19 protein-coding genes are annotated in these 21,901 nt (G+C 36.6%); 8 read left to right on the top strand and 11 right to left on the bottom strand.

Going from position 1 to position 21,901, the window contains the following annotated elements; genetic code table 11:
• Positions 1 to 102: 102 nt before the first annotated feature.
• The 10 genes from CJF12_RS06750 to CJF12_RS06705 all read right to left on the bottom strand — a co-directional run bounded on the left by CJF12_RS06750 (position 103) and on the right by CJF12_RS06705 (position 12,076).
• Complete coding sequence (locus CJF12_RS06750) at positions 103 to 465, bottom strand: hypothetical protein (protein WP_034683219.1); 363 nt, start codon at positions 463 to 465, stop codon at positions 103 to 105.
• 339 nt (positions 466 to 804) lie between these two features.
• Positions 805 to 2,715 carry an acetate--CoA ligase gene (gene acs / locus CJF12_RS06745; protein ID WP_034683216.1) on the bottom strand — a complete coding sequence of 637 codons (1,911 nt, stop codon included), beginning with the start codon at positions 2,713 to 2,715 and terminating at the stop codon, positions 805 to 807.
• A gap of 51 nt (positions 2,716 to 2,766) precedes the next feature.
• The gene (locus CJF12_RS06740) at positions 2,767 to 4,665 is read right to left on the bottom strand and encodes an AMP-binding protein (protein WP_034683213.1); all 1,899 of its coding nucleotides are present in this window, start codon (positions 4,663 to 4,665) and stop codon (positions 2,767 to 2,769) included.
• Between the two features lie 69 nt (positions 4,666 to 4,734).
• A complete protein-coding gene (locus tag CJF12_RS06735; RefSeq protein ID WP_034683210.1) occupies positions 4,735 to 5,097 on the bottom strand; it encodes a response regulator transcription factor in 363 nt (120 codons plus the stop codon).
• 15 nt (positions 5,098 to 5,112) lie between these two features.
• Positions 5,113 to 7,806 carry an ATP-binding protein gene (locus CJF12_RS06730; RefSeq protein WP_034683207.1) on the bottom strand — a complete coding sequence of 898 codons (2,694 nt, stop codon included), beginning with the start codon at positions 7,804 to 7,806 and terminating at the stop codon, positions 5,113 to 5,115.
• On the bottom strand, positions 7,799 to 7,993 hold the full coding sequence (locus CJF12_RS06725) for a hypothetical protein (RefSeq protein ID WP_034683198.1): 195 nt from the start codon (positions 7,991 to 7,993) through the stop codon (positions 7,799 to 7,801). Before CJF12_RS06725 ends, CJF12_RS06730 begins: the two co-directional genes overlap by 8 nt.
• A gap of 68 nt (positions 7,994 to 8,061) precedes the next feature.
• Positions 8,062 to 8,289: a DUF6814 family protein gene (locus tag CJF12_RS06720; RefSeq protein ID WP_034683194.1), complete on the bottom strand. Its 228-nt coding sequence runs from the start codon at positions 8,287 to 8,289 to the stop codon at positions 8,062 to 8,064.
• 43 nt (positions 8,290 to 8,332) lie between these two features.
• Positions 8,333 to 9,916, bottom strand: a complete 1,584-nt coding sequence (locus CJF12_RS06715; protein WP_051887237.1) for an MFS transporter — start codon at positions 9,914 to 9,916, stop codon at positions 8,333 to 8,335.
• 58 nt (positions 9,917 to 9,974) lie between these two features.
• Positions 9,975 to 11,354, bottom strand: coding sequence for a hypothetical protein (locus tag CJF12_RS06710; protein ID WP_034683192.1), 1,380 nt, complete (start codon positions 11,352 to 11,354; stop codon positions 9,975 to 9,977).
• Between the two features lie 305 nt (positions 11,355 to 11,659).
• A complete protein-coding gene (locus CJF12_RS06705) occupies positions 11,660 to 12,076 on the bottom strand; it encodes an IS1/IS1595 family N-terminal zinc-binding domain-containing protein (RefSeq protein ID WP_034683189.1) in 417 nt (138 codons plus the stop codon).
• A gap of 158 nt (positions 12,077 to 12,234) precedes the next feature.
• Between CJF12_RS06705 and CJF12_RS06700 the strand changes: the two genes are divergently transcribed.
• From CJF12_RS06700 to argH, 8 genes are all read left to right on the top strand, one after another.
• Positions 12,235 to 12,924: a GNAT family N-acetyltransferase gene (locus tag CJF12_RS06700; protein WP_034683187.1), complete on the top strand. Its 690-nt coding sequence runs from the start codon at positions 12,235 to 12,237 to the stop codon at positions 12,922 to 12,924.
• Positions 12,896 to 14,092 (top strand): argininosuccinate synthase, encoded by a 1,197-nt coding sequence (gene argG / locus CJF12_RS06695; RefSeq protein ID WP_034683184.1) that lies wholly within the window; start codon positions 12,896 to 12,898, stop codon positions 14,090 to 14,092. The genes CJF12_RS06700 and argG overlap by 29 nt, the downstream gene beginning before the upstream one ends.
• Positions 14,089 to 15,051, top strand: coding sequence for an N-acetyl-gamma-glutamyl-phosphate reductase (argC, locus tag CJF12_RS06690; RefSeq protein WP_034683181.1), 963 nt, complete (start codon positions 14,089 to 14,091; stop codon positions 15,049 to 15,051). The genes argG and argC overlap by 4 nt, the downstream gene beginning before the upstream one ends.
• 210 nt (positions 15,052 to 15,261) lie before the next feature.
• Complete coding sequence (locus tag CJF12_RS06685; RefSeq protein WP_034683178.1) at positions 15,262 to 16,413, top strand: aspartate aminotransferase family protein; 1,152 nt, start codon at positions 15,262 to 15,264, stop codon at positions 16,411 to 16,413.
• A gap of 284 nt (positions 16,414 to 16,697) precedes the next feature.
• Entirely contained in the window at positions 16,698 to 17,660 is a 963-nt protein-coding gene (locus tag CJF12_RS06680; RefSeq protein ID WP_034683174.1) for a Rossmann-fold NAD(P)-binding domain-containing protein, read from the top strand.
• Between the two features lie 8 nt (positions 17,661 to 17,668).
• Positions 17,669 to 18,463, top strand: coding sequence for an acetylglutamate kinase (gene argB / locus CJF12_RS06675; protein ID WP_034683163.1), 795 nt, complete (start codon positions 17,669 to 17,671; stop codon positions 18,461 to 18,463).
• Entirely contained in the window at positions 18,438 to 19,520 is a 1,083-nt protein-coding gene (locus CJF12_RS06670; RefSeq protein ID WP_034683160.1) for a M20 family metallo-hydrolase, read from the top strand. Before argB ends, CJF12_RS06670 begins: the two co-directional genes overlap by 26 nt.
• A gap of 286 nt (positions 19,521 to 19,806) precedes the next feature.
• A complete protein-coding gene (gene argH / locus CJF12_RS06665) occupies positions 19,807 to 21,111 on the top strand; it encodes an argininosuccinate lyase (protein ID WP_034683157.1) in 1,305 nt (434 codons plus the stop codon).
• A gap of 153 nt (positions 21,112 to 21,264) precedes the next feature.
• Here the strand turns inward: argH and CJF12_RS06660 are convergent, their stop codons facing one another.
• Complete coding sequence (locus CJF12_RS06660; protein WP_034683155.1) at positions 21,265 to 21,726, bottom strand: Lrp/AsnC family transcriptional regulator; 462 nt, start codon at positions 21,724 to 21,726, stop codon at positions 21,265 to 21,267.
• Positions 21,727 to 21,901 lie beyond the last annotated feature (175 nt).

Here is a 21,901-nt window from a genome sequence, read left to right as displayed (position 1 = left end):
TGCCTATAATTAAACGAAAATACGAAAATTTTTCCACTTTTCAAATTACAAAAAATCCGTAGATAGGCTCTACGGATTTCCGGTTATTAGAATTTAGTTTGCTTAGAATTTTACTTCTGAGTCCATACCATTGGTAGAACCTTTTATTTTTACGTTCGGACTATTGTGAATTTCTGCCCGGCTTCTTGCATCTATGTATTTTTTAAGGCTATGATAGTCAGCTTGTTCAATGCTCATGTTTTCGAATAAGTAGGTTTTTAGAACAGAGTTTTGGCTGAAAATATTTCTAGCATTATCTGTTTGGTCGTTATCACGTACCGCAACACTCGCCAAATACTGAGCATTATGATGATCATTAAGGTAAACGATATAATCTGAGTTTTCAAAACCAGAACTTTCTAAATCCGTCTCAAGTTTTTTATAATCACTATGAGATTCAAATAATCCAGCTAATATTTTTGACATAATAATGTGTTTTAAATTTGTACTTAAAGATAATAATTAAATTCGAATTATTTTATAAAAAATTTAATAAAATTTATTTAATGTTGTTTTATCTATAATATATATTGAAAATATTTGATTATTTCTATCAATCGTCTGTTTGGTTTTATTAAAGTCATTTTGGGGATAATTGACTACTGATGCGGACTGAACTCTATTTCCGGGTGTTTGTCTAATTAAAATAATGTGTCCGAAATAATAAACCTGATAGCTTTCAAAAAAACTATGAGGTTTTTGTAATAGAAAAAAATAAAAGACGAAGAAAAATTCTTCGTCTTTTATTTGATATTAATTTAAAAATTAATCTAATCTTTCGTTTTTAATTTCATCAACAATTTCAGGATTTAATAAAGTGGAAGTATCTCCGAAATTATTAAAGTCTCCCTCTGCAATTTTTCTTAGGATTCTTCTCATGATTTTCCCTGAACGTGTCTTTGGAAGTCCGGAAACAAATTGTATTTTATCCAGTTTTGCTATAGGGCCAATCTGATCAGAAATGAGCTGATTAATCTCTTTTTTAAGATTTTCTCTCTGGCGCCCTTCACCGGTTTCTTTCAATACGACATAACCATATAAGGCATTTCCTTTAATGTCATGGGGGTATCCTACAATCGCGGACTCTGCTACTGCAGGGTGCTGATTGATGCTATCTTCGATAGGAGCAGTTCCTAAGTTATGCCCGGAAACAATAATGACATCATCTACACGTCCTGTGATTCTGTAGTAACCTACCTCGTCTCTCAAAGCACCGTCACCAGAAAAGTATTTTCCAGGAAAGGCGGTGAAGTAGGTCTCCTTATACCTTTGATGGTCACCCCAGATGGTTCTTGCGATTCCTGGCCAAGGAAAACGGATACAAAGATTCCCTGTCACCTGGTTTCCTGTTATTTCATTTCGTTTGTCATCCATAAGGACGGGTTGTATTCCAGGCAATGGAAGTGTTGCGTAAGTGGGTTTGGTAGGGGTGATAAAAGGAAGAGGTGAAATCATAATTCCTCCTGTTTCTGTTTGCCACCAGGTATCTACGATCGGGCATTTTTTCTTTCCGACATGATCATTAAACCAATGCCATGCTTCATCGTTGATAGGCTCTCCTACGGACCCTATGACTTTTAAAGAGCTTAAATCATGTTTGTCTACCCATTCTGTGCTTTCTTTTGCCAGTGAACGAATAGCGGTAGGAGCGGTGTAGAATTGAGTGATTTTATGTTTCTCAATCACTTCCCAAAAACGGTCCGGTTCCGGATAAGTAGGAACCCCTTCAAACATAACTGTAGTGGCTCCATTACATAATGGTCCGTAAAGAATGTAAGAGTGTCCTGTAATCCAGCCGATATCCGCTGTACACCAGTAGATATCATTTTCCTGGTAGTTAAAGATATTCTTAAATGTATAAGCAGTATACACCATATACCCGGCGCAGGTATGAAGCATTCCTTTAGGTTTTCCTGTAGATCCGGAAGTGTAAAGAATAAATAGGGGATCCTCAGCATCCATAATTACGGTAACAAAGTCAGGAGAGGCTTTTTCATAAAGTTCAGACATCCAGTAATCCCTGCCTTCCTTCATTTTGATATCGTTATGGGTTCTATTGACTACCAGTACTTTTTCGATAGTCGGTGTTTTTTCCAAAGCTTCATCTACAATGCTTTTTAGATCCAGTACTTTGCTTCCTCTGTAACTTCCGTCAGAAGTAATAACCACCTTTGCCGCACAGTCATTGACTCTTGAAGCTACTGCATTGGCAGAAAATCCAGCAAAGATTACGGAGTGTACAGCTCCTAATTTGGCACAGGCAAGCATAGTAATGGCCAGCTCTGGAATCATTGGAAGATAAATACAGACACGGTCTCCTTTTTCTATTCCCATATCTCTTAAAACATTGGCTGTTTTATTGACGCGGGTATACAGTTCATTATAGGAAATGTGCTGAGCTTCTTCTTTTGGATCGTTAGGCTCCCAGATGATAGCCGTTTTATCACCTCTTTCATTAAGGTGTCTGTCGATACAGTTTTTGGTAATATTTAATTTAGCATCTTTAAACCAGGTAATCTTTGCCTCATTCATATCATACTTAACCACTTTGCTCCACCTTTGATACCATACAAAGTTTTGATCAGCTATTTTATCCCAGAATTTTTTAGGGTTTTTAATAGACTTTTTGTATTCTTCAAAATAGTGAGGCAAATCCTCTATCAAGTAATTTCTCATATCCCTTTTGTTTTTTGAAATTTGAATTTATTTTATATCTTAAATTTAAGTTTAATTTGTGGATTTACCCCTGTAATCCACGATTTTTTCTTGTATTTCTTCGATTATTTTTTCGTCATCTATCGTAGATGGAACCTGAAATTCTTTCCCATCCAGAAGAGTTCTGATGAGCTTTCTTAAAGTTTTTCCGGAACGTGTTTTAGGTAAACGTTTGACAACCATTACATTTTTTAAGAAAGCAACGGCTCCGATTTTATCTCTTACCATTTGTACGATTTCCTGCTCCAGATCGTGTTCGGAAATTGATGAGCCGTTTTTTAAAACAGCTGTCGCAAAAGGAATCTGGCCTTTGAGTTCATGATCAATTCCGACAACGGCACATTCGGCAACCTCAGGATGTGAAGCGACAATTTCCTCCATTTCTGATGTAGAAAGTCTGTGTCCGGCTACATTAATAACATCATCCACTCTCCCTGTAATGAAAATATAACCGTCTTCATCCTGAATAGCTCCGTCTCCGGAAAAATAATAGCCGTTATATTGAGACAGATAGCTGTTTTGAAAACGTTCATTGTCTTTCCATATTCCTAAAAGGGCTCCGGGAGGGAGAGGGAGTTTAATAACCAGATACCCTTCTTGATGCGGGTTGAGTTCAAAGCCGTTTTCATCAAAAATCTTGATATCATATCCCGGGATTGGCTTACCGGCAGAAGCTCTTTTGATCTGATAAAGATCATTGAAGGTCATGAGTCCCAGCATAGGCCAGCCTGATTCGGTTTGCCACCAGTGATCTATGGCAGGCACTCCAATGTGTTTGCTGAACCAGTCTAAAGTAGCAACATCACAGCGTTCGCCAGCCAGAAACTGTTTTTTGAAGTGAGATAGGTCGTATTGTTTTACCAGCTCTCCGTTGGTATCTTCTTTTTTGATTGCCCGAATCGCAGTAGGTGCTGTAAACATTGCAGAAACTTTATATTCCGAAATAATTCTCCAAAATGTTCCTGCATCAGGGGTCATGATGGGCTTTCCTTCAAAAATAATGGTGGTATTTCTGTTCAGCAAGGGTCCGTAAACGGAAAAACTGTGTCCCACGGCCCAGCCGAAATCGGACGCTGCCCAGAAGGTTTCTCCTGGTTCTATTCCGTAAATATATTTCATGGAAAATTTCAAAGCTGTAGCATAACCTCCGGTGTCACGGACGATTCCTTTAGGTTTTCCAGTGGTTCCTGAGGTGTAAAGCAGGTAAAGCGGATGGGTAGACTCTACGGAAACGCAGGGTGTAGGATCTGATTTTTCTACGAGTTCTTCATAATCGATCAATCCATCAAACATTTCATCCTGATTATCCGTTAATTTACGATTATAAACAATGATGTGATCAACTTTATCTTGCGCAAGTTGGATTGCTTTTTCAACCAATGGTAAATACGGAATTCTTTTCGCGATTTCTATACCTGCGGTAGCTGTAATTAAAGCTTTAGGCTTGCAGTCATCAATCCTTACCACGAGTTCATTAGGAGCAAAGCCACCAAATACAACATTGTGAATCACACCGATTCTTGCACAGGCTAGCATCGCAAAAAGAGTTTGGGGAATCATTGGCATATAGATAACGGCGGTGTCTCCCTTTTCCAAACCTAATGAGGCCAGGCCACCTGCGAATTTTGAGATTTCTTCCTGAGCTTGGTGAAAGGTATATTTTATTTTCTGACCAGTGACCGGAGAATCATAAACAATAGCAATCTGTTCTCCAAATCCGTCTTCAATGTGTTTATCTATGCATAAATAACATAGGTTCAGTTTTCCATCGGAAAACCACTGGGTATAATTATTTTGATCTTGTGAAAGAATCTGTCTGGGAAATTCAAACCAATCGATTTCCCGAGCCTGTTCTTTCCAGAAATTCTCTTTTTCTTCTATACTTCTTGTAAATAATTCGTCTGCATTCATATTAATAATTGTGTTTCAGGTTTATTTTAAATCTTTGTCATTGCGAGCAAAGCGAAGCAATCTCATATTTTATTCAAACAGTTCCTCAATCTGCTGGATTAGTTTTTTTATGGAGTAGGGTTTGGTGATGTAGGCATCGGCTCCCATTTCCAAACCTTTTTCAATATCTTTAGGATTGTTTTTAGCACTGAGAAAAAGAACTTTTGTATTTTTTAGATTTTCCTGTTCTTTGATTCTTTCAAGAGTGCTGTATCCATCAAGGTTAGGCATCATAATATCTAATAGGATGACATCCGGAACCATAGTTTTTAAGAATTCTAAAACTTCAGTTCCATCCCGTGCAATGAAAACGTCATAACCGTTTTTCCTAAAGCTATACTCCAGTGACATGAGTATTTTGTGTTCATCATCTGCAATGATTATCTTTTTCATATGTTGTTTCTATGGTTATTCGACTTCATTTTTTATTTCTTGTATCAAGTGGGGAAGAACGATTGTAAAGGTTACCCCAAGTCCTGTATTTTCCGCTTGTATCGAGCCTTTGTGAGCTTCAATAATTTTTTTACAAATAGCTAATCCAAGGCCACTTCCTGTAGGTTTTAAAATATTTTGATTTCTGGATTGATAAAATTTATTGAAAATCAGCGTCAAGTCTTCCTCAGGAATCATTTTTCCGGTATTGAAAATGGTGATGATTAAGTGATTTTCTTTTTCATAAAACTTTGTTTGTATGATTCCTTGTTCATCCGTGAATTTCAAAGCATTTCCCAGAATATTCTGGAATAGCTGAATCATTCTTGGTTCATCATATTCAAACAGATGTTGCTGGAGGAGATTGACATCGCATACATGAATATCTTTTTGCTGAATAAGGTGGAGGAGAGGGTTAAGGGATTTTTTATAGGTCTCAATAATGTTATTTTGATTGACATTTAAAGCAATTTCTCCATGTTCTAGTTTGTCCAGATAAAGAATGTCGTTGATGATTTCACTTAATCTGTCCGACTCGGTAATGATATTATGGAGGAATTCTTTTTTTATCTCTAAAGGAATATCATCGTCATCAGCTAAAATTTCTCCTGCGGAGCGGATGGCTGTAATAGGCGTTCTCAGCTCGTGGGCTACTGAATCCAGGAAGTCATCTTTTTGGCGGTCTTTGATGATTAAGTTTTCATTGGCAGCTGTTAGCTCATCTGAAAGTTGCTTCAATTCGTCTGATTTTTCAATAAGTTTCTTATTTAGGGAAATGTTTTCTTTAGACTCTTCCAAAATATTTAAAACTTCCTTTAAAGATATTTTATCTTCTTTTGTTACGCCTTCGATCAGAATCTTTGCTGAAGCGGTTCCTATTCTGCCTGCCAGCAAGTTTTCTGAGAACTTAATAAACCTGGAGTCAGCGGTTTCAGTCTCAGAATCTATATTATATTTCAGATTGAAAATCCTCAATGCTTGTTCTGTTTTCTTTTTGCCTAAAAAGCGTTCCAGGATATTTTTGATATCGGATACGTATGCTGTTCCACGCCAGATAAAAGCATTTTCGTGATTTTGAATGTATTTGTCGATATCTACATATAATTCAGCAAAATTTCTTTCCCGGTAATTTCCTTTGATGCTTACCGAAATTATAGTAAACAGACCTATGTTGATTAAAATAGACCAGAAAAAGATTTCAGGAATTCTGCTTAAATAGGGGATGTTAAAGAAATCAAAAGCCATATATAGGTCTCTTAAGGCTCCTTTAAATTCCTGGTTATAGGAAAAATAATATTGCGGGATGATCAGTCCGAAATAGCAGATGATTAATCCTGCGATCAATCCTGTAACAGCTCCTTTATAGCTGCCTCTTTTCCAAAATAACGCACCGAAAAAGGCAGGGGCAAGCTGGGCTATCACAACAAATGAAATTAATCCTACAGAGTCTAATGAAGTTTTGAGAATGAAATATTTATAGAAGGCAAAAGCCATGAGAACGAGTGCGAAAATGCTTATTTTCCTGATATTGGTAATGTTTCGTGTATTTTGAGACTCGTTTTCCGATTTGAATTTCCCTAATAAACCATAAGGAATAATAAGGTTATTGGAAAGCATAATGGATAAGGTGATGGCTGAGATAATGATCATTGAAATAGATGAGCTCAATCCGCCAAGGAAAACCAAAACTGTAATTAAAGTATTATTGAAATGTTGTGGAATCAGTATGGAATAGAACTCGGGATTTACATTTTGCCCATCAAAGATAAGTCTTCCACCCCATGCAATAGGAAAGATGAAAATAGTAAAAATTAAAAGGTATAATGGGAAAAACCAAATTGCAGTTTTAATATGTTTTTCCTGTCTGTTTTCAACAATTGCGGTATGGAACTGTCTTGGAAGAATACAGATTGCTGTTGCCGAAATCATACACAGAATCATCCAGTTTAATGCTCCCTCAACACCGTTGAATGTATTTTTCTCTTTAAAATCCTTGAAGTGGCTCGCTTTTTCATAGATATCTGAGAACCCGTCAAAAACAAAATAGATAACAAACAGACCCAGAATAATGATAAAAAAGAGCTTTAAAAAGCTTTCCAATGCAATGGCTGAAATAATTCCAAGACGCTTTTCCGAAGCATCTACATATCTTGTCCCATAGTAAGAAGAGAAGAGGGCAATTAAAATAACCACGAAAGTAGCATTGTCCGTAAGAATATTTTTAGACATGGGAGTTTCCGTTACCAAATGGAATGTTTCAGAAATCGCTTTGATCTGTAATCCTATATAAGGAACAATGGCAAAGAGGCAGACAATGGTGATGATAGCACAAAAGCTTCTGCTATTTCCATATCTTAATGAAATAAAATCCGCAAGACTACTTATTTTGTTGACTCTTGAAATTCTTACGATTCGGGTATTAATGAAAATCCACGCAGGGATTACTATAATAGGACCTACATAAATGGGCAAATAATTGAGACCGCTTGTTGCAGCTACGCCAATGCTTCCGTAATAGGTCCAGGCTGTACAGTAAACAGCCAATGATAACGCATAGATATAGGGATTGTTGATCCATAGCTTGCTTTTTTTCTTTTCTGCCAGATGGGCAACTAAGAATAAAAGAGCCAGATAAAGTAAAACAACAACAAATAAAGAAAAACTATTCATCATACTTTTTTACGATTACAAAAGATATGATAATAGACACCGTCCAGACAGCGAATATGTAGATTAGAATCATGGGATAGCCAAGATTGTCTTTGTCGCTATTGAATAGCAGGGAAATGGGAATGCTGAAAGCAATCATTAATCCAATGCTGAGAATAATCAGTTTTTGTTCGTGTCTCTTCTTCATAATTAATAAAAGATAACTGATGAACAAAACAAATAAGTAATGGTTCATCAGTTATCAAAAGTGTTTTTTTAGGCCTTATCGTCAGAATATTCTCCTGTTAGGGCATAGTAACCAAAAATGGCCATTCCGCCCGAGATGATCGGCATCAGTACAAAAAGTATGATAACACCGAACACCAGATCTTCCTGCTTTCCGGAGGTGATTTTTGGAATTCCCAACATGGTTATTCCAAAATAACCTACAGCTATAGCGATTAAAATCCAGAGAATACCTAATATTTTTTTTAATGCGTTCATTTTAGTAGTTTTAAAATTAATGAAAATTTGAGTGATTCAATGCTTAATCGTGAATATTATTGTTCTTGTTTTTAAGATAAATTAATCCGATTAATAAACAGACTCCTGCAACACCGATAGGATACCAAAGTCCTTCAAGATACCATGTCGCATGTCCTGCATCTTTTCCTGAAGTAACCAAATAGGTGGCTACGGCAGGAAGAAGTCCTCCGAAAACTCCGTTACCAATATGGTAAGGCAATGACATAGAGGTGTAGCGAATCCGTATAGGGAACATTTCAACAAGGAATGCAGCGATCGGACCATAAACCATGGTGACAAAGATTACTTGGATGAACACCAGGAATATGAGATACCATTTGGTGTTGTCTGCAAGTTTTAAAGATTGGGAAATTTTTGGTTCTTCAGCTTTTCCGTCTGCTTTTATTACTGGGCCTGCAGCAGCCCAATGAACGATACTGTCTTTTTTAATCAAAGTTCCGTCGGTATATAAAGTTTCCTTATGGAATGTAATTAAACTGTCGCTGGAAATTTCTTTATGAATTTTAGCCGTCCTTTTTTCGGTGATACCATTAGAGGCGATAGTTTTGTTTTCAAGACTGACGCTTTTATACATGCTGTTGTAAATAGGGCGATACGCTAAAATAGCAACGAGCATTCCGGTCATCATGACGGCTTTACGGCCTATTTTATCAGAGAGCCATCCGAAAAATACAAAGAAAGGAGTTCCTAAAAGTAGTGCGATAGCCATTAATGAATCAACTTGCGCGGATTCTACATTCATTACTTTTTGTAGGAAGCTCATGGCATAAAATTGGCCGGTATACCATATTACCCCTTGTCCCATAGCGGCTCCGAATAGTGCTAATAAAACAAATTTGAAGTTATACTTGTTTCCGAAACTCTCTTTTAAAGGGTTTTTAGAAGTTTTTCCTTCACTTTTAGCTTTTGCAAAAAGTGGTGATTCTTTCATGTTTTTTCTGATGATGTAAGAAACTCCCACCATTAAAATGGAGATCCAGAAAGGAACTCTCCAGCCCCAGCCGTCAAATTGATCTGCAGAAAGCGTATTTTTTGTTATCAGAATTACAATAAGAGAGATAAAAAGTCCTGCTGTAGCAGTAGTCTGAATCCATGAAGTCCAATATCCTCTTCGGTGAGGTTGTGCGTATTCCGCAACATAGGTAGCGGCACCTCCATATTCACCTCCTAAAGCTAATCCTTGTAATAATCTAAGAATTAAAACTAATACAGGAGCCATAAAGCCTATGGTTTCATAGCTAGGAATACATCCGATGAGAAAGGTTGAGAATCCCATGATGAGTAAAGTAACGAGGAAGGTATATTTTCTTCCGATAATATCTCCCAGTCTTCCGAAAAACAAGGCTCCGAAAGGTCTTACTACGAATCCTGCTGCAAAAGTAGCGAGAGTAGATAAAAATGCAGCGGTAGGATTGTCTGCCGGAAAGAATTTTGTTGCTAATATAACAGCTAAACTTCCAAAAATATAGAAGTCATACCATTCTATCAGTGTTCCGAGTGATGATGCAGTGATGACGCCCCAGATGGTACGGTTTTTCTGCTTATCGGTCATATTCTCGTAGCTTTCGTGATGCTTTTCGCTCATAGGATTTGATTTTTGATGTTAATAAATTTTTAATAAGTATATTCTGTCATCCGTTGTTTTATAGATAAATTTGGAACTGAACAATGAATTCCCCTCTTGATTTTGGTCTTTCAGTAGGACTCATATAGACAGGTCTTGTGGAATATTGAGTTGTTATTTTTGCATGGTGTCCATCTAAAAACCAGTTGGCTCCTATGTCAAATTGGGAAGAAGACTTATCAAATGCTTCAAAGTTTTTATGGGTATACGCTGCAAAAGGCTGAATTCTTATTTTAGGCTTTTCTGTTTGATTAGGAAGAAGAAGTCCCGCTTGTGCGTAGATAATATTACCTGTTCCTATTGTAGGTTGAAGATTACCGACGCCTGTAATAGATTGCTGACCGGTAAAGTTAGGATCGGCGGTAGCGATGTTCATAATGCCGATGTTTCTGACATAATTAGGACCAAATTGGTAGTTGTAATACCCCGCATAAGCAGAGATAGCCATTTTGTTTTTGGCATTTCCCAATGGAATATCGGCGAAGGCGTCTACTGCTAAAAGGGTGATATCATGCTTTTGTATGTTGGAGTTGACAGAGGTTCTCGTTCCATCTGCCTGGTGGTAAAAACCTGCTCCAATATTGAAGACTTTCTTGGTTCCAAGATAAGAACCGACTTTAAAAGGTAAGGTATTTGATTCTTGATCTAAGAATTGGTATTCAAGGTATCCTGCTTTTGAGAAGCTTGGATTTCCATTGTTATCTACAGCGGCAGCTTTTGCAGGATCAGTTACATTTACCGGAGCTAAATTAGTAGCAAAAGGTTTATTTACACTTAAGCGGTATTCAAATTTTCCATATTTTCCTTTAGCAAAGAATCCAAGTTGTCTGGCGAATTGATCTGAATTATCAATTAATGGCCAGTTAAAAATAGGAGCATCTACTGTAATAAAGTTAAGAGTAGATCCCATTGTCATTCGGGATAATCCCATATAATAATGTAATCCGGCACCTAATGTAAGGCTGAATTTTCCTGCTTCTCCTGGCATAATTACAGCATATTCATTCCAGGCATCATGAAAGAATAATTGTGTTTTCTTTCCGTTTCCATTTCCTCCTGTTCCTGTTGTTCCCGGTGCTCCGCCGTTAATGAAAGTCTGATTGTTGATTCCAAAGTGGAGTAAAATCATATATCTTTTAGTGATCTGGGCATAGGTGAGTGCTCTGAGTCTGCGGTTTCCTACGTTCCATGTATTATTGGTAGGCTCGTCTCCCACCATACTTCCTGGGTTCATTTGGGTATTTCTGAGCCAGAATTGATCCCATAAAATGAATCTTACAAATTTATCTCCTTCGGGATTCAAGTTTATTTTTAGCCCGCCTCCGTAGTCCGGAGATCCTTGAGAGTATAGTGAACTACTAATTAGAGCTAATCCAATAAAAGTGAGTATTTTCTTCATAAATTATCAATTTTTTGGCGTTAATTTTGTGAACACCAAATTGTAATTAATAATTTGTTTATAGAAATTTAGTATATATTATTGGTAAGTGTATAGTTTTTGGATTAAGTGATAGGTGAGGTTCGTGATGCGAGGTTTGAGATACGAGGTTCGGGGTTCGAGTTACGGGATTCGTGATGCGAGATTTTTAGGTAAGTGGAAAATAGTTCTATAATTGATTCAGTCTTACGATTCCGCGGTTTTACGATTTAGCCTTTCTGCCTTTCCGCAATTTAGCTTTTCAGCGATTCTGCCTTTCCATAAATCTATTTCTTAAATCTCTCCCATTTAATCAGCATATACTTGTCAGCAAACTGAGTGATAATCAGTCCTGAATTTTTAATGTTTTCTTCATTCGACATATATTCAATGAGCTCATTTTGTTTTAATACTTTATATACGGGATGGAATTCGGAATGAGGAGGTCTTGTGATATTATACTTTTTGATCCATGAACTTATGGTTACATGAGAAACCCCGATAATTCTTTCTATTTCACGATAGCTCAAACCTTCGAGGTATAGTTGAAGGGCTTTGGTGACATAATAGTCATCGATCTGTTTTCCCAGTTTTTTTACTGTAAAATAATACTTACAGTCCTTACAATGGAATCTTTGCTTTTCATTGATTATCCCACTTTTTACAGTATTAGTGCTGTTGCATTTCGGACATTTATTTTCCATGTATAGTATTTTAGCAAATATATAATAATTTAGCAAATTAAAATATAACCAATAAGATATATTATCTTTTAATTCTGTTTTAAACAAAAAAAATATCTTTTTAATTTGGTTTATAAAGTTATTATGCTTTAAATTTGTCAAAAAATTCAGATAAATAAATGGAAATAGAAATTTCCTCATGCGAACATCTAATGTATGTGAGTGAAATACAGCAGGAAATGTATGATTCTGCACAGAGAAGAGGGACGGGGATCGCAAAACGTTCCATCGAATATTTAAGTAAAAAGATTTCAGATGGCAATGCTGTGGTTGCTACTGAAAATGGAGAGTGGGTAGGTTTCTGTTATATTGAAACTTGGTCACATGGCCAGTTTGTGGCTAATTCCGGACTGATTGTATCACCCAAATACAGGAACGGAGGAGTGGCTACCCAGATCAAACAAAGGGTTTTTCAATTGTCCAGAGATAAATATCCAACAGCTAAAGTGTTTGGATTAACAACAGGACTGGCTGTTATGAAAATCAACAGTGATTTAGGATATAAGCCTGTTATTTATTCTGAATTGACACAGGATGAAGAATTTTGGAGCGGATGTAAAAGCTGTGTGAATTATGATATTTTAATGCAGAAGGAACGTAAAAACTGTTTGTGTACGGCAATGCTTTTTGTTCCGCCCAATAATACAATCAATGAGGCTGAGAATTGTTCGCCTCAAAAAGAATATAATAATAATGAAGTGAGCCAGAAGAATGAGGTGCACTCAACACCAAAAGGATCTGGCGAGTTGCGTTTGACAATTAATAATAAGAAGAATTCAGATGAAAAAGAAAGTAATCTTAGCGTTTAGCGGTGGTTTGGATACCTCTTACTGTGCTAAATATCTTAGTGAAACACTAGGTTATGAAGTGTACGCAGTAACTGTAAATACAGGAGGTTTTTCTAAAGAAGAAGAGAAAGAACTGGAAAAGAAAGCCTTACATCTTGGGGTAAAAGAATACAGGTGCATCGACGCGCAGGAAGATTACTACAATTCATGTGTTAAATATCTGATCTTCGGAAATGTGCTTAAAAACAATACGTATCCACTTTCAGTAAGTGCAGAACGTACGATTCAGGCTCAGGAAATTGCAAAATATGCTTTGGAAGCAAATGCAGATGCTATTGCTCATGGGAGTACAGGTGCCGGGAATGATCAGGTTCGTTTTGATCTGATATTTCAGGTAATGGCTCCTGATGTGGAGATTATAACACCGATTCGTGACATGGCATTGTCCAGAGAAGAAGAAATAGAATTTTTGAAAAGCCATGGATATGATTTGGAATTTCAAAAAGCCCAATATTCAGTTAATAAAGGACTTTGGGGGACTTCAGTAGGAGGAAAAGAGACATTGACTTCAAGAAATAATCTGCCTGAAGAAGCTTTTCCGTCGCAGATTAAAGTGACAGATCCTTCAGAGCTTGAAATTGAATTTAAAAAAGGAGAGATCATTTCTGTGAACGGAGTGTCTTACGAACATCCTGTTTATGCGATTCAGAAGATTGAACAGCTGGCTTCTGCTTATGGAATCGGCCGTGACATTCATGTAGGGGATACTATTGTTGGAATCAAAGGGAGAGTAGGATTTGAAGCTGCTGCGGCATCGGTTATTATCAAAGCTCATCATTTATTAGAAAAGCATACTTTATCTAAATATCAGCAGATGATGAAGTCTCAATTGTCCGATTGGTATGGTAACTGGCTTCATGAAGCATTGTTTTTAGATCCTGTCATGAGAAATATAGAATCTTTCTTATCAGACTCTCAGGAGATGGTAACTGGAAAAGTTTTTGTTACACTATATCCGTACAGATTTGTTCTGAATGGAATTGAATCTGATCATGATTTAATGTCTGATCAATTCGGAAGCTATGGAGAAGCGAATCGTGCATGGAGTGGAGATGATGTAAAAGGGTATACTAAAATTGTAAGTAATTCACTGAATATTTATCATCAGATTAACGGAGTGAAAATATGAAGAAGGTTGGAATTGTAGGTGCTAACGGGTATACAGGGAGTGAATTGGTGCGTTTGCTGGCTTTTCACCCTATGATAGAATTGAGTTTTTTATATAGTCGTTCTAATTCGGGTACAAAGATTTCTGATCTGTACCCGGATTTAGCGACGGTTTGTGAAATGACTTTAACCGATAAGCCTTCACAAGTAGAAATTCTGTTCTTGTGTTTACCTCATAAAGAAAGCCAGAATTGGTTGAGCCAAAATACGGTTGGAGATGAGACCTTGGTTATTGATCTGGGAAATGATTTTCGTTTAGATGGTAGTTTCCAGAATAGAAATTTTATCTACGGACTGCCGGAAATCAATAAAAAAAATCTTTCAGGAGTCAAAAGTATTGCGAATCCGGGGTGTTTTGCAACAGCGATTCAACTTGCTTTATTGCCACTTGCTGAAAAAGGATTGCTGAATGAAGTATATACTACAGGAATTACAGGTTCTACAGGAGCCGGACAATCTTTGCAATCGACTACCCATTTTACGTGGCGTAATGATAATATTTCTGCATACAAAACTTTAACACATCAGCATGTGGATGAGGTCTTACAGCAGTTAAATTCTTTTAATGATAAGAAAGTAGGTTTGAATTTTATTCCTTGGCGCGGAGATTTTACGAGAGGGATTTTTACCAGCTCAACGGTCAAATCAGACTTGGAGCTTTCAGATATTGAGCAATTGTATCGTGATTTCTATGAAGAGGCACCTTTTGTAAAGGTGAATGAAAGGGCAATTGATCTAAAACAGGTTGTCAATACCAATCGCTGTGTGATTCATATAGAAAAGAATGATAATGTAGTGGTTATTCATTCGGCGATTGACAATTTGTTAAAAGGAGCTTCCGGACAGGCAGTTCAAAACATGAATATTGCAATGGGGTGGAAAGAGAATTTGGGACTGGATTTGAAGCCGGTGGGATTTTAGGGAAATGGATCAATAGCTAAACTGTAAAATCGCGGAATCGTAAAACTGCTGAAAGGCGAAATTGCTGAAAAGCTAAATCGTAAAACCGTGGAATCGTGAAACCGTGGAATCGTGAAACCGAATCAATTATAGAAGTATTTTCCACTTACCTAAAAACCTCGCATCACGAACCCCGAACCTCACATCTCGTAACTAACAACTAAAGAAAAAATGAACTTATTCAACGTATATCCATTATTCAATATCAATCCTGTAAAAGCTCAGGGATCATTTCTCTGGGATGATAAGGGAGAAAAGTATCTTGATTTTTACGGAGGACATGCCGTAATTTCTATTGGTCATAATCATCCGCATTATCAGTCGAAACTGAAAGATCAGTTAGATAAAATTTCTTTTTATTCCAATTCAGTACAGAATGAATTGCAAACTGAACTGGCTGAGAAGCTTGGGGAATTATCAGGATATCAAGATTATAATCTCTTTCTGTGTAATTCCGGTGCAGAAGCCAATGAAAATGCTTTAAAACTAGCTTCTTTTCATAATGGGAAAAGCAAAGTGATTTATTTTTCGGGAGCATTTCATGGACGAACTTCTGCGGCTGTTTCAGTAACGGATAATCCTAAAATTGTAGCACCGGTTAATTATTCCGAACGCTTCATTAAATCGGAATGGAATAATATCGAACAGCTGGAAGAAATATTTAAAACCCAGGGAAATGATATTTCTTCTGTTATTATTGAAGGAATCCAGGGAGTAGGAGGAATTATGATTCCGACAGCAGAGTTTTTATCTAAAATTAAAGAATTGTGTGAACAGCATAATGCTGTTTTGATTTTAGACGAAGTACAATCTGGATATGGAAGATCAGGATACTTCTTTGCTCATCAGGAATTTGGAGTTCAACCGGATATCATCACTATCGCAAAAGGAATGGGAAATGGATTCCCTATTGGAGGTGTTTTGATTCATCCGAAATTTAAAGCAAGTAATGGTTTATTAGGAACTACTTTTGGGGGAAATCATTTGGCTTGTGCAGCTGCAATTGCTGTCCTGGATGTTATGAAGGATGAGAACCTGATGGCCAATGCTGAAAATATGGGACAATATATTGAAAATGAAATTAAGGACTTTCCACACATTAAATCTATCCGAAGGAAAGGACTGATGATTGGAATTGAGCTGGATAGGGATTGCTCGGAAGTGAGGAAAAGTCTGCTTTACGATCATCATATTTTTACTGGAAATTCTAATGATAAGTCTGTACTGAGGATTCTTCCTGCACTTAATATCAGGAAAGAGGAAACAAATCTTTTCATCAATGCTTTGAAAGGTGTTTTGCAGGAGAGTTGTGAAATTGTTTAAAGGCTAAATCGAAGAACTATAAAATCGTTGAATCGCAAAACTGTTGAAAGGCAGAATTTTGAAAAACAACTAATGTAGGATATAACATCAGGATTGTCATTTCGTAGGAATCTAAGCAATTTCGTTAAAACCTGAGCCAGGATATTTAAACCACAAAAGTCACAAAAGCTTGAACACTTTAGTGGTTTTAAGTTACAACTAAATGTTTTGTGTTTAAAATAAAACTATCGTGCCTTTGTGGATAAAACAATAAGAGTCTATTGACCAATAAATAATATTATCAAATGAAAAATTTTACCGCTGTAAGTGATATTGAAAACTTGCAGGAAACTATAAAAAAAGCTTTAAATATAAAAGAAAACCCACTTTCCGAAACTGAAAAAGGAAAGGGAAAAACAATAGGACTGGTATTCTTGAACTCAAGTTTAAGAACCCGTTTAAGCAGTCAGATTGCAGCTCAGAATTTAGGATTGAATGTTCTTACATTGAATGCTGCGCAAGAAGCATGGAATCTTGAGTTTGCTGATGGAGCAGTAATGAATGGTGATACTGTAGAACATATTAAAGATGCTATTGAAGTATTAAATCAATATTGCGATATTATTGCAGTTCGTTGTTTTGCAGGAATGAAAAGTAAGGAAGATGATGTAAATGAAAGTATTTTAAGTCAATTTCAAAAACACGCCAAAGTTCCGGTTATTTCATTAGAATCAGCAACTCGTCATCCTTTACAGAGTCTGGCAGACTGCATTACGATAACAGAAAACTGGAAAGAAGATCATAAACCAAAGGTTGTATTGACTTGGGCTCCGCATATTAAACCTATTGCCCAGGCTGTTGCGAACTCTTTTACCGAGTGGATGCATGAAATGGATGTGGACTTTGTCATTGCCAATCCTGAAGGATACGATTTGGATAAAAACTTTACTAAGGATACAAAAATCATTCATAATCAGGAGGAGGCTTTAAAAGATGCAGATTTTATCTACGTTAAAAACTGGTCTTCTTTTGATGATTATGCTGCTATGCCTGAAGTAAAGGAAAATTGGATGCTGACCGGAGAAAAGCTGAAAGAAACTAATAACGGAAAAGTAATGCATTGCCTTCCTGTCCGTCGTAATGTGGAATTGAGTGATGAAGTAATGGACGGGGAGAATTCTATTATTTATCAGCAGGCTAAAAACCGTATTTTCTCAGCACAAGCCGTGTTCAGTGAAATCTTAGATGAAATCAACTTCACTAAATAATCCGAATCATGAAAGATAAACTTTTTGTGGTCAAGATAGGAGGAGCTTTGATTGATGATGAGAAGCTGCTCGATCAGTTTTTAGAGCAGTTTGCAGGAATTCAGGAAAAGAAAATTCTGGTTCATGGTGGAGGAAAGCTGGCAACGACACTGGCTGATAAGTTGGGAATAACGCAGCAGCTGATCAATGGAAGAAGAATTACGGATAAAGCCACATTGGATATTGTAGCGATGGTGTATGCAGGAAGCATCAATAAAAACATTGTTTCCAAGCTACAACAGAGAAATTGTAATGCTTTAGGACTTTCAGGGGCTGATGCTAATGTGATTCAGGCTAAAAAAAGAAACCATCCTGAAATAGATTTTGGATTTGTAGGGGATATAGATGAAGGAAGTGTTCATAAAAAAATGATTTCCTATTTCCTTTATTTGGATCTGGTTCCTGTATTCTCTGCAATCACCCATGATAAAAACGGGAATCTTTTAAATACCAATGCAGATACTATTGCTTCCATTATTGCGCAGGCATTGACAGAAAAGTACGATGTAGAATTATTATACTGTTTTGATAAAGAAGGCGTATTGGAAGATGTGGATAATCCTGATTCTATTATTAAAAGTGTCTCCCAGGAAGATTTCTCAATTTTAAAAGAAGAAGGGAAATTGCACAAAGGAATTTTACCCAAGCTTGAGAATGCGCTGGGTGCAATAAAAAACAATGTGAATAAGGTGTTTCTGATTAAAGAAACCGAGTTGAAGAACCATATAGAAAATCATCATGCAGGCACTCAAATCTGTTTATAGTCAAGAAGAATTGTTCAATAATGCGGTTGGATTGTTGAAAAACCTGATTGAAATTCCTTCATTCAGTAAAGACGAATACAATACTTCTGTAGAGATTGAGAATTTTTTTCAGAAGAAGGGAATTACTCCTACGCGCTTTAAAAATAATATATGGGCAGTCAATAAGCATTTTGATGAATGGAAACCTTCTGTATTGTTAAATACTCATCATGATACGGTAAAGCCTAATAAAGGATATACTTTAGATCCGTTTGTAGCTATAGAAAAGGAAGGAAAGCTTTATGGATTGGGGAGTAATGATGCGGGTGCTTCTCTGGTTTCCATGGCACAGACCTTTTTACATTTTTATGAAAGAAAAGATTTAAAATATAATTTAATTATTGCTTTGACCGCCGAGGAGGAAATCTCAGGATTTGATGGAATTGAGGCTCTATTTCCACAGCTGCCAAATATAGAGTTGGCTATTGTGGGCGAACCGACGCAAATGAATCTTGCTATTGCTGAAAAAGGACTTTTGGTAATCGATGGAGAAATGAAAGGAACTCCTTCTCATGCTGCTCATCCTAATGAAGATAATGCTATTTTAAAGTGTATGCAGGATCTGCAGCATATTACCCAATTTAAATTTCCAAAAATATCAGACTATCTGGGAGAGGTTAAAATTACATTATCAGGCATTCATGCAGGGGTTCAGCATAACGTAGTTCCTGAAGCGTGTCATTTTACTTTGGATGTAAGAGTTACAGATGCATACAGCAATCAGGAAGCTTTTGAAATCATTCAATCACAAATGAAATCAAATCTTACAGCAAGATCTTTCAGGCTGAATTCTTCAAAAATAGAATTAGATCATCCCTTTGTACAAGCTGGGCTGGCTATTGGAAGGACCACGTATGGATCTCCAACTTCTTCGGACCAGGCTATTATTCCTTGTACATCCGTTAAAATAGGCCCCGGAGACAGCAGGCGCTCCCATACCGCAGATGAGTTTATAGAGCTCAATGAAATAAGGCAGGGAATTGAGATTTATATAAGGATTTTAGAACAGGTATTGTAGAGCAGGGAGAAAGGAAGATGGGGGAAGGATTGATATTGACTTCCAGCTTCTAACCCCATGCTTCCAACTATATAAATGTTTTGATTCAGCTTAGCATGATCATCATGAAGAATGTAGTTTTTAATAAGATTTATGCAAGAGGAAGATTAAAAATGAAAGACTTTATTGAATGTGGAAGTTGTTAAAGTTTTTTCAATAAGCAGGAGCGTATCATGCTGAGCCCAAAACAAATTTATAAACGGCGCAAACCAAACAAATTGCACAGTAATATTTAAACCAAACAATTATGAAAAAGATATGGCAGAAAGATGATCTTGCCACTAATATATTAGTCAATAATTTTACAGTAGGAAAAGACCTGGACTTTGATGAGCGATTAGCAAAGTATGATGTAAAAGGTTCTATGGCTCATTGTAAAATGCTGGCAGAAGTAGGTATTATTTCCAACGAAGAAGCAGCGCAGATGACTGCTGTTTTATCCGAAGTTTTACAGAATATCGAAGATGGGAACTTTGAAATAGATCAGGAGGCAGAAGATATCCATTCGCAAATCGAAGCAATCCTGATTGAAAAATTAGGAGATACAGGAAAGAAGATTCATACGGCAAGATCCAGAAATGATCAGGTTTTATTAGATATCAAACTGTATTTATTGGACGAGATTCGTGAAATAGCAAGCCTTACGGATGAGTTCTTTCAGCTTTTGATCACATTGGCGGAACAACATAAAAACGTATTGTTACCTGGGTATACCCACTTGCAGATTGCTATGCCCTCTTCTTTCGGACTATGGTTTGGAGCATATGCGGAGGCATTGTTGGACGATGTTGAGATGTTATTTTCAGTAAAAAATATCATTAATAAAAATCCACTAGGTTCTGCTGCTGGTTATGGTTCTTCTTTTCCAATCGACCGGGAGAGTACCACCTATAATCTGGGATTTCAAACCATGAATTATAATGCAGTATATGCTCAGATGACCCGAGGGAAGTCTGAAAAGCTGTTAGCAATGGCAATGGCTACCATAGCAGGAACACTTGGTAAATTTGCTTATGATGTATGTCTGTATCTGAGTCAGAATTTTGACTTTATCAGCTTCCCTAAAGAATTTACAACAGGAAGCAGTATTATGCCGCATAAGAAGAATCCTGATATTTTTGAGCTGGTGCGGGCGAGATGTAATAGAATTCAATCTTTACCTAATGAATTGATTTTATTAACGAATAACCTGCCTTCCGGATATCATAGAGATGTGCAGTTGACAAAAGAAATTTTATTCCCTGCAATTGATTCTTTAAAAGAATGTCTTGAGATTCTAAACTATACCTTACCTAATATTAAAGTGAGAGAGGGAATCCTGGAAGATGAGAAATATAAATACCTTTTCAGTGTGGAGAAAATAAATGAAGAGGTAAAAAATGGAAGTTCATTCCGTGATGCCTATGTCAAAGTAGGGCAGGAGATAGAGAATAATGCTTTTGATTTTGAAATAGAGAATCTAAACCATACTCATCAGGGAAGTATTGGAAATCTTTGTCTGGATAAAGTAAGCTATCAGTTTAATAAGCTGAAAAATAAAATATTGGGTTAAGGTGATTGAACGATTGAGAGTCTCTATTAAGCTATAAGGTCATGAAGAGATTGCTTCGCCTTGCTCGCAATGACATGCAGTCGTAAAATTCGCAATTGAGCAAATCAGCGATTTTGCGGTTTTACGATTTTACCTTACAAATACAAAAGTTATTTAAGCGAGGTCGATTTTGAATTTGGTGGATTTTTTCACCTCATGCAATACAATAGAACTGTGATATTGCCCAATATTAGGGATATTGGAAATGACACTTACAGCGAAATCATTATAAGAATTGATATCCTTTGCAATGATTTTAAGCATATAATCATATTCGCCGGAAAGGCTGATGATTTCCTGTACTTCGTCATATTTGCTAATGTTTTTCTCGAAAGTTTCCAAAACTTTTTTGGATTGCTCTTTAAGACGGACATTACAATACACTACAATATTGAGACCCAGCTTTTCGCGGTTGAGAAGACCTACATATTTTTCAATGACTCCCTGTTTCTCCAATTGTTTGATACGTTCATACGTCGGAGTGAAAGTAAGACCTATCCTTTCTGAAATTTCTTTTACAGATAGAGTAGAGTCTTCCTGAATAATACTGAGAATCATTTTGTCTTTAGCATCCATGCGATAAAATTGAGATTTAACAAAAATATTAAGAAAAAATGAGAATAAGGGTTGATTAAGGTTTTTTAATTTTTTTGGCACTTTGATTTTGTGATATCGGTAAAATGTTATATCTTTGCACCTAATGAATAAAAGAGTATTTATATCATTAGATTTACCGGGCGACAGCGCCCTT

Source organism: Chryseobacterium piperi (assembly GCF_002285635.2).
Lineage (GTDB): Bacteria > Bacteroidota > Bacteroidia > Flavobacteriales > Weeksellaceae > Chryseobacterium > Chryseobacterium piperi.
This window is presented reverse-complemented; position numbering and strand designations above follow the sequence as displayed.

What these genes read in the sequence shown, in the direction of transcription:
- CJF12_RS06725 (WP_034683198.1), bottom strand. Translation starts at nt 7,993, where the DNA reads ATGAAGAAGAGACACGAACAAAAACTGATTATTCTCAGCATTGGATTA.
- CJF12_RS06660 (WP_034683155.1), bottom strand. Translation starts at nt 21,726, where the DNA reads ATGGATGCTAAAGACAAAATGATTCTCAGTATTATTCAGGAAGACTCT.
- CJF12_RS06740 (WP_034683213.1), bottom strand. Translation starts at nt 4,665, where the DNA reads ATGAATGCAGACGAATTATTTACAAGAAGTATAGAAGAAAAAGAGAAT.
- argH (WP_034683157.1), top strand. Translation starts at nt 19,807, where the DNA reads ATGAAAAAGATATGGCAGAAAGATGATCTTGCCACTAATATATTAGTC.
- CJF12_RS06670 (WP_034683160.1), top strand. Translation starts at nt 18,438, where the DNA reads ATGCAGGCACTCAAATCTGTTTATAGTCAAGAAGAATTGTTCAATAAT.
- argC (WP_034683181.1), top strand. Translation starts at nt 14,089, where the DNA reads ATGAAGAAGGTTGGAATTGTAGGTGCTAACGGGTATACAGGGAGTGAA.
- CJF12_RS06730 (WP_034683207.1), bottom strand. Translation starts at nt 7,806, where the DNA reads ATGAATAGTTTTTCTTTATTTGTTGTTGTTTTACTTTATCTGGCTCTT.
- argB (WP_034683163.1), top strand. Translation starts at nt 17,669, where the DNA reads ATGAAAGATAAACTTTTTGTGGTCAAGATAGGAGGAGCTTTGATTGAT.
- CJF12_RS06715 (WP_051887237.1), bottom strand. Translation starts at nt 9,916, where the DNA reads ATGAGCGAAAAGCATCACGAAAGCTACGAGAATATGACCGATAAGCAG.
- CJF12_RS06705 (WP_034683189.1), bottom strand. Translation starts at nt 12,076, where the DNA reads ATGGAAAATAAATGTCCGAAATGCAACAGCACTAATACTGTAAAAAGT.
- CJF12_RS06720 (WP_034683194.1), bottom strand. Translation starts at nt 8,289, where the DNA reads ATGAACGCATTAAAAAAAATATTAGGTATTCTCTGGATTTTAATCGCT.
- CJF12_RS06700 (WP_034683187.1), top strand. Translation starts at nt 12,235, where the DNA reads ATGGAAATAGAAATTTCCTCATGCGAACATCTAATGTATGTGAGTGAA.
- CJF12_RS06735 (WP_034683210.1), bottom strand. Translation starts at nt 5,097, where the DNA reads ATGAAAAAGATAATCATTGCAGATGATGAACACAAAATACTCATGTCA.
- argG (WP_034683184.1), top strand. Translation starts at nt 12,896, where the DNA reads ATGAAAAAGAAAGTAATCTTAGCGTTTAGCGGTGGTTTGGATACCTCT.
- CJF12_RS06680 (WP_034683174.1), top strand. Translation starts at nt 16,698, where the DNA reads ATGAAAAATTTTACCGCTGTAAGTGATATTGAAAACTTGCAGGAAACT.
- acs (WP_034683216.1), bottom strand. Translation starts at nt 2,715, where the DNA reads ATGAGAAATTACTTGATAGAGGATTTGCCTCACTATTTTGAAGAATAC.
- CJF12_RS06685 (WP_034683178.1), top strand. Translation starts at nt 15,262, where the DNA reads ATGAACTTATTCAACGTATATCCATTATTCAATATCAATCCTGTAAAA.
- CJF12_RS06750 (WP_034683219.1), bottom strand. Translation starts at nt 465, where the DNA reads ATGTCAAAAATATTAGCTGGATTATTTGAATCTCATAGTGATTATAAA.
- CJF12_RS06710 (WP_034683192.1), bottom strand. Translation starts at nt 11,354, where the DNA reads ATGAAGAAAATACTCACTTTTATTGGATTAGCTCTAATTAGTAGTTCA.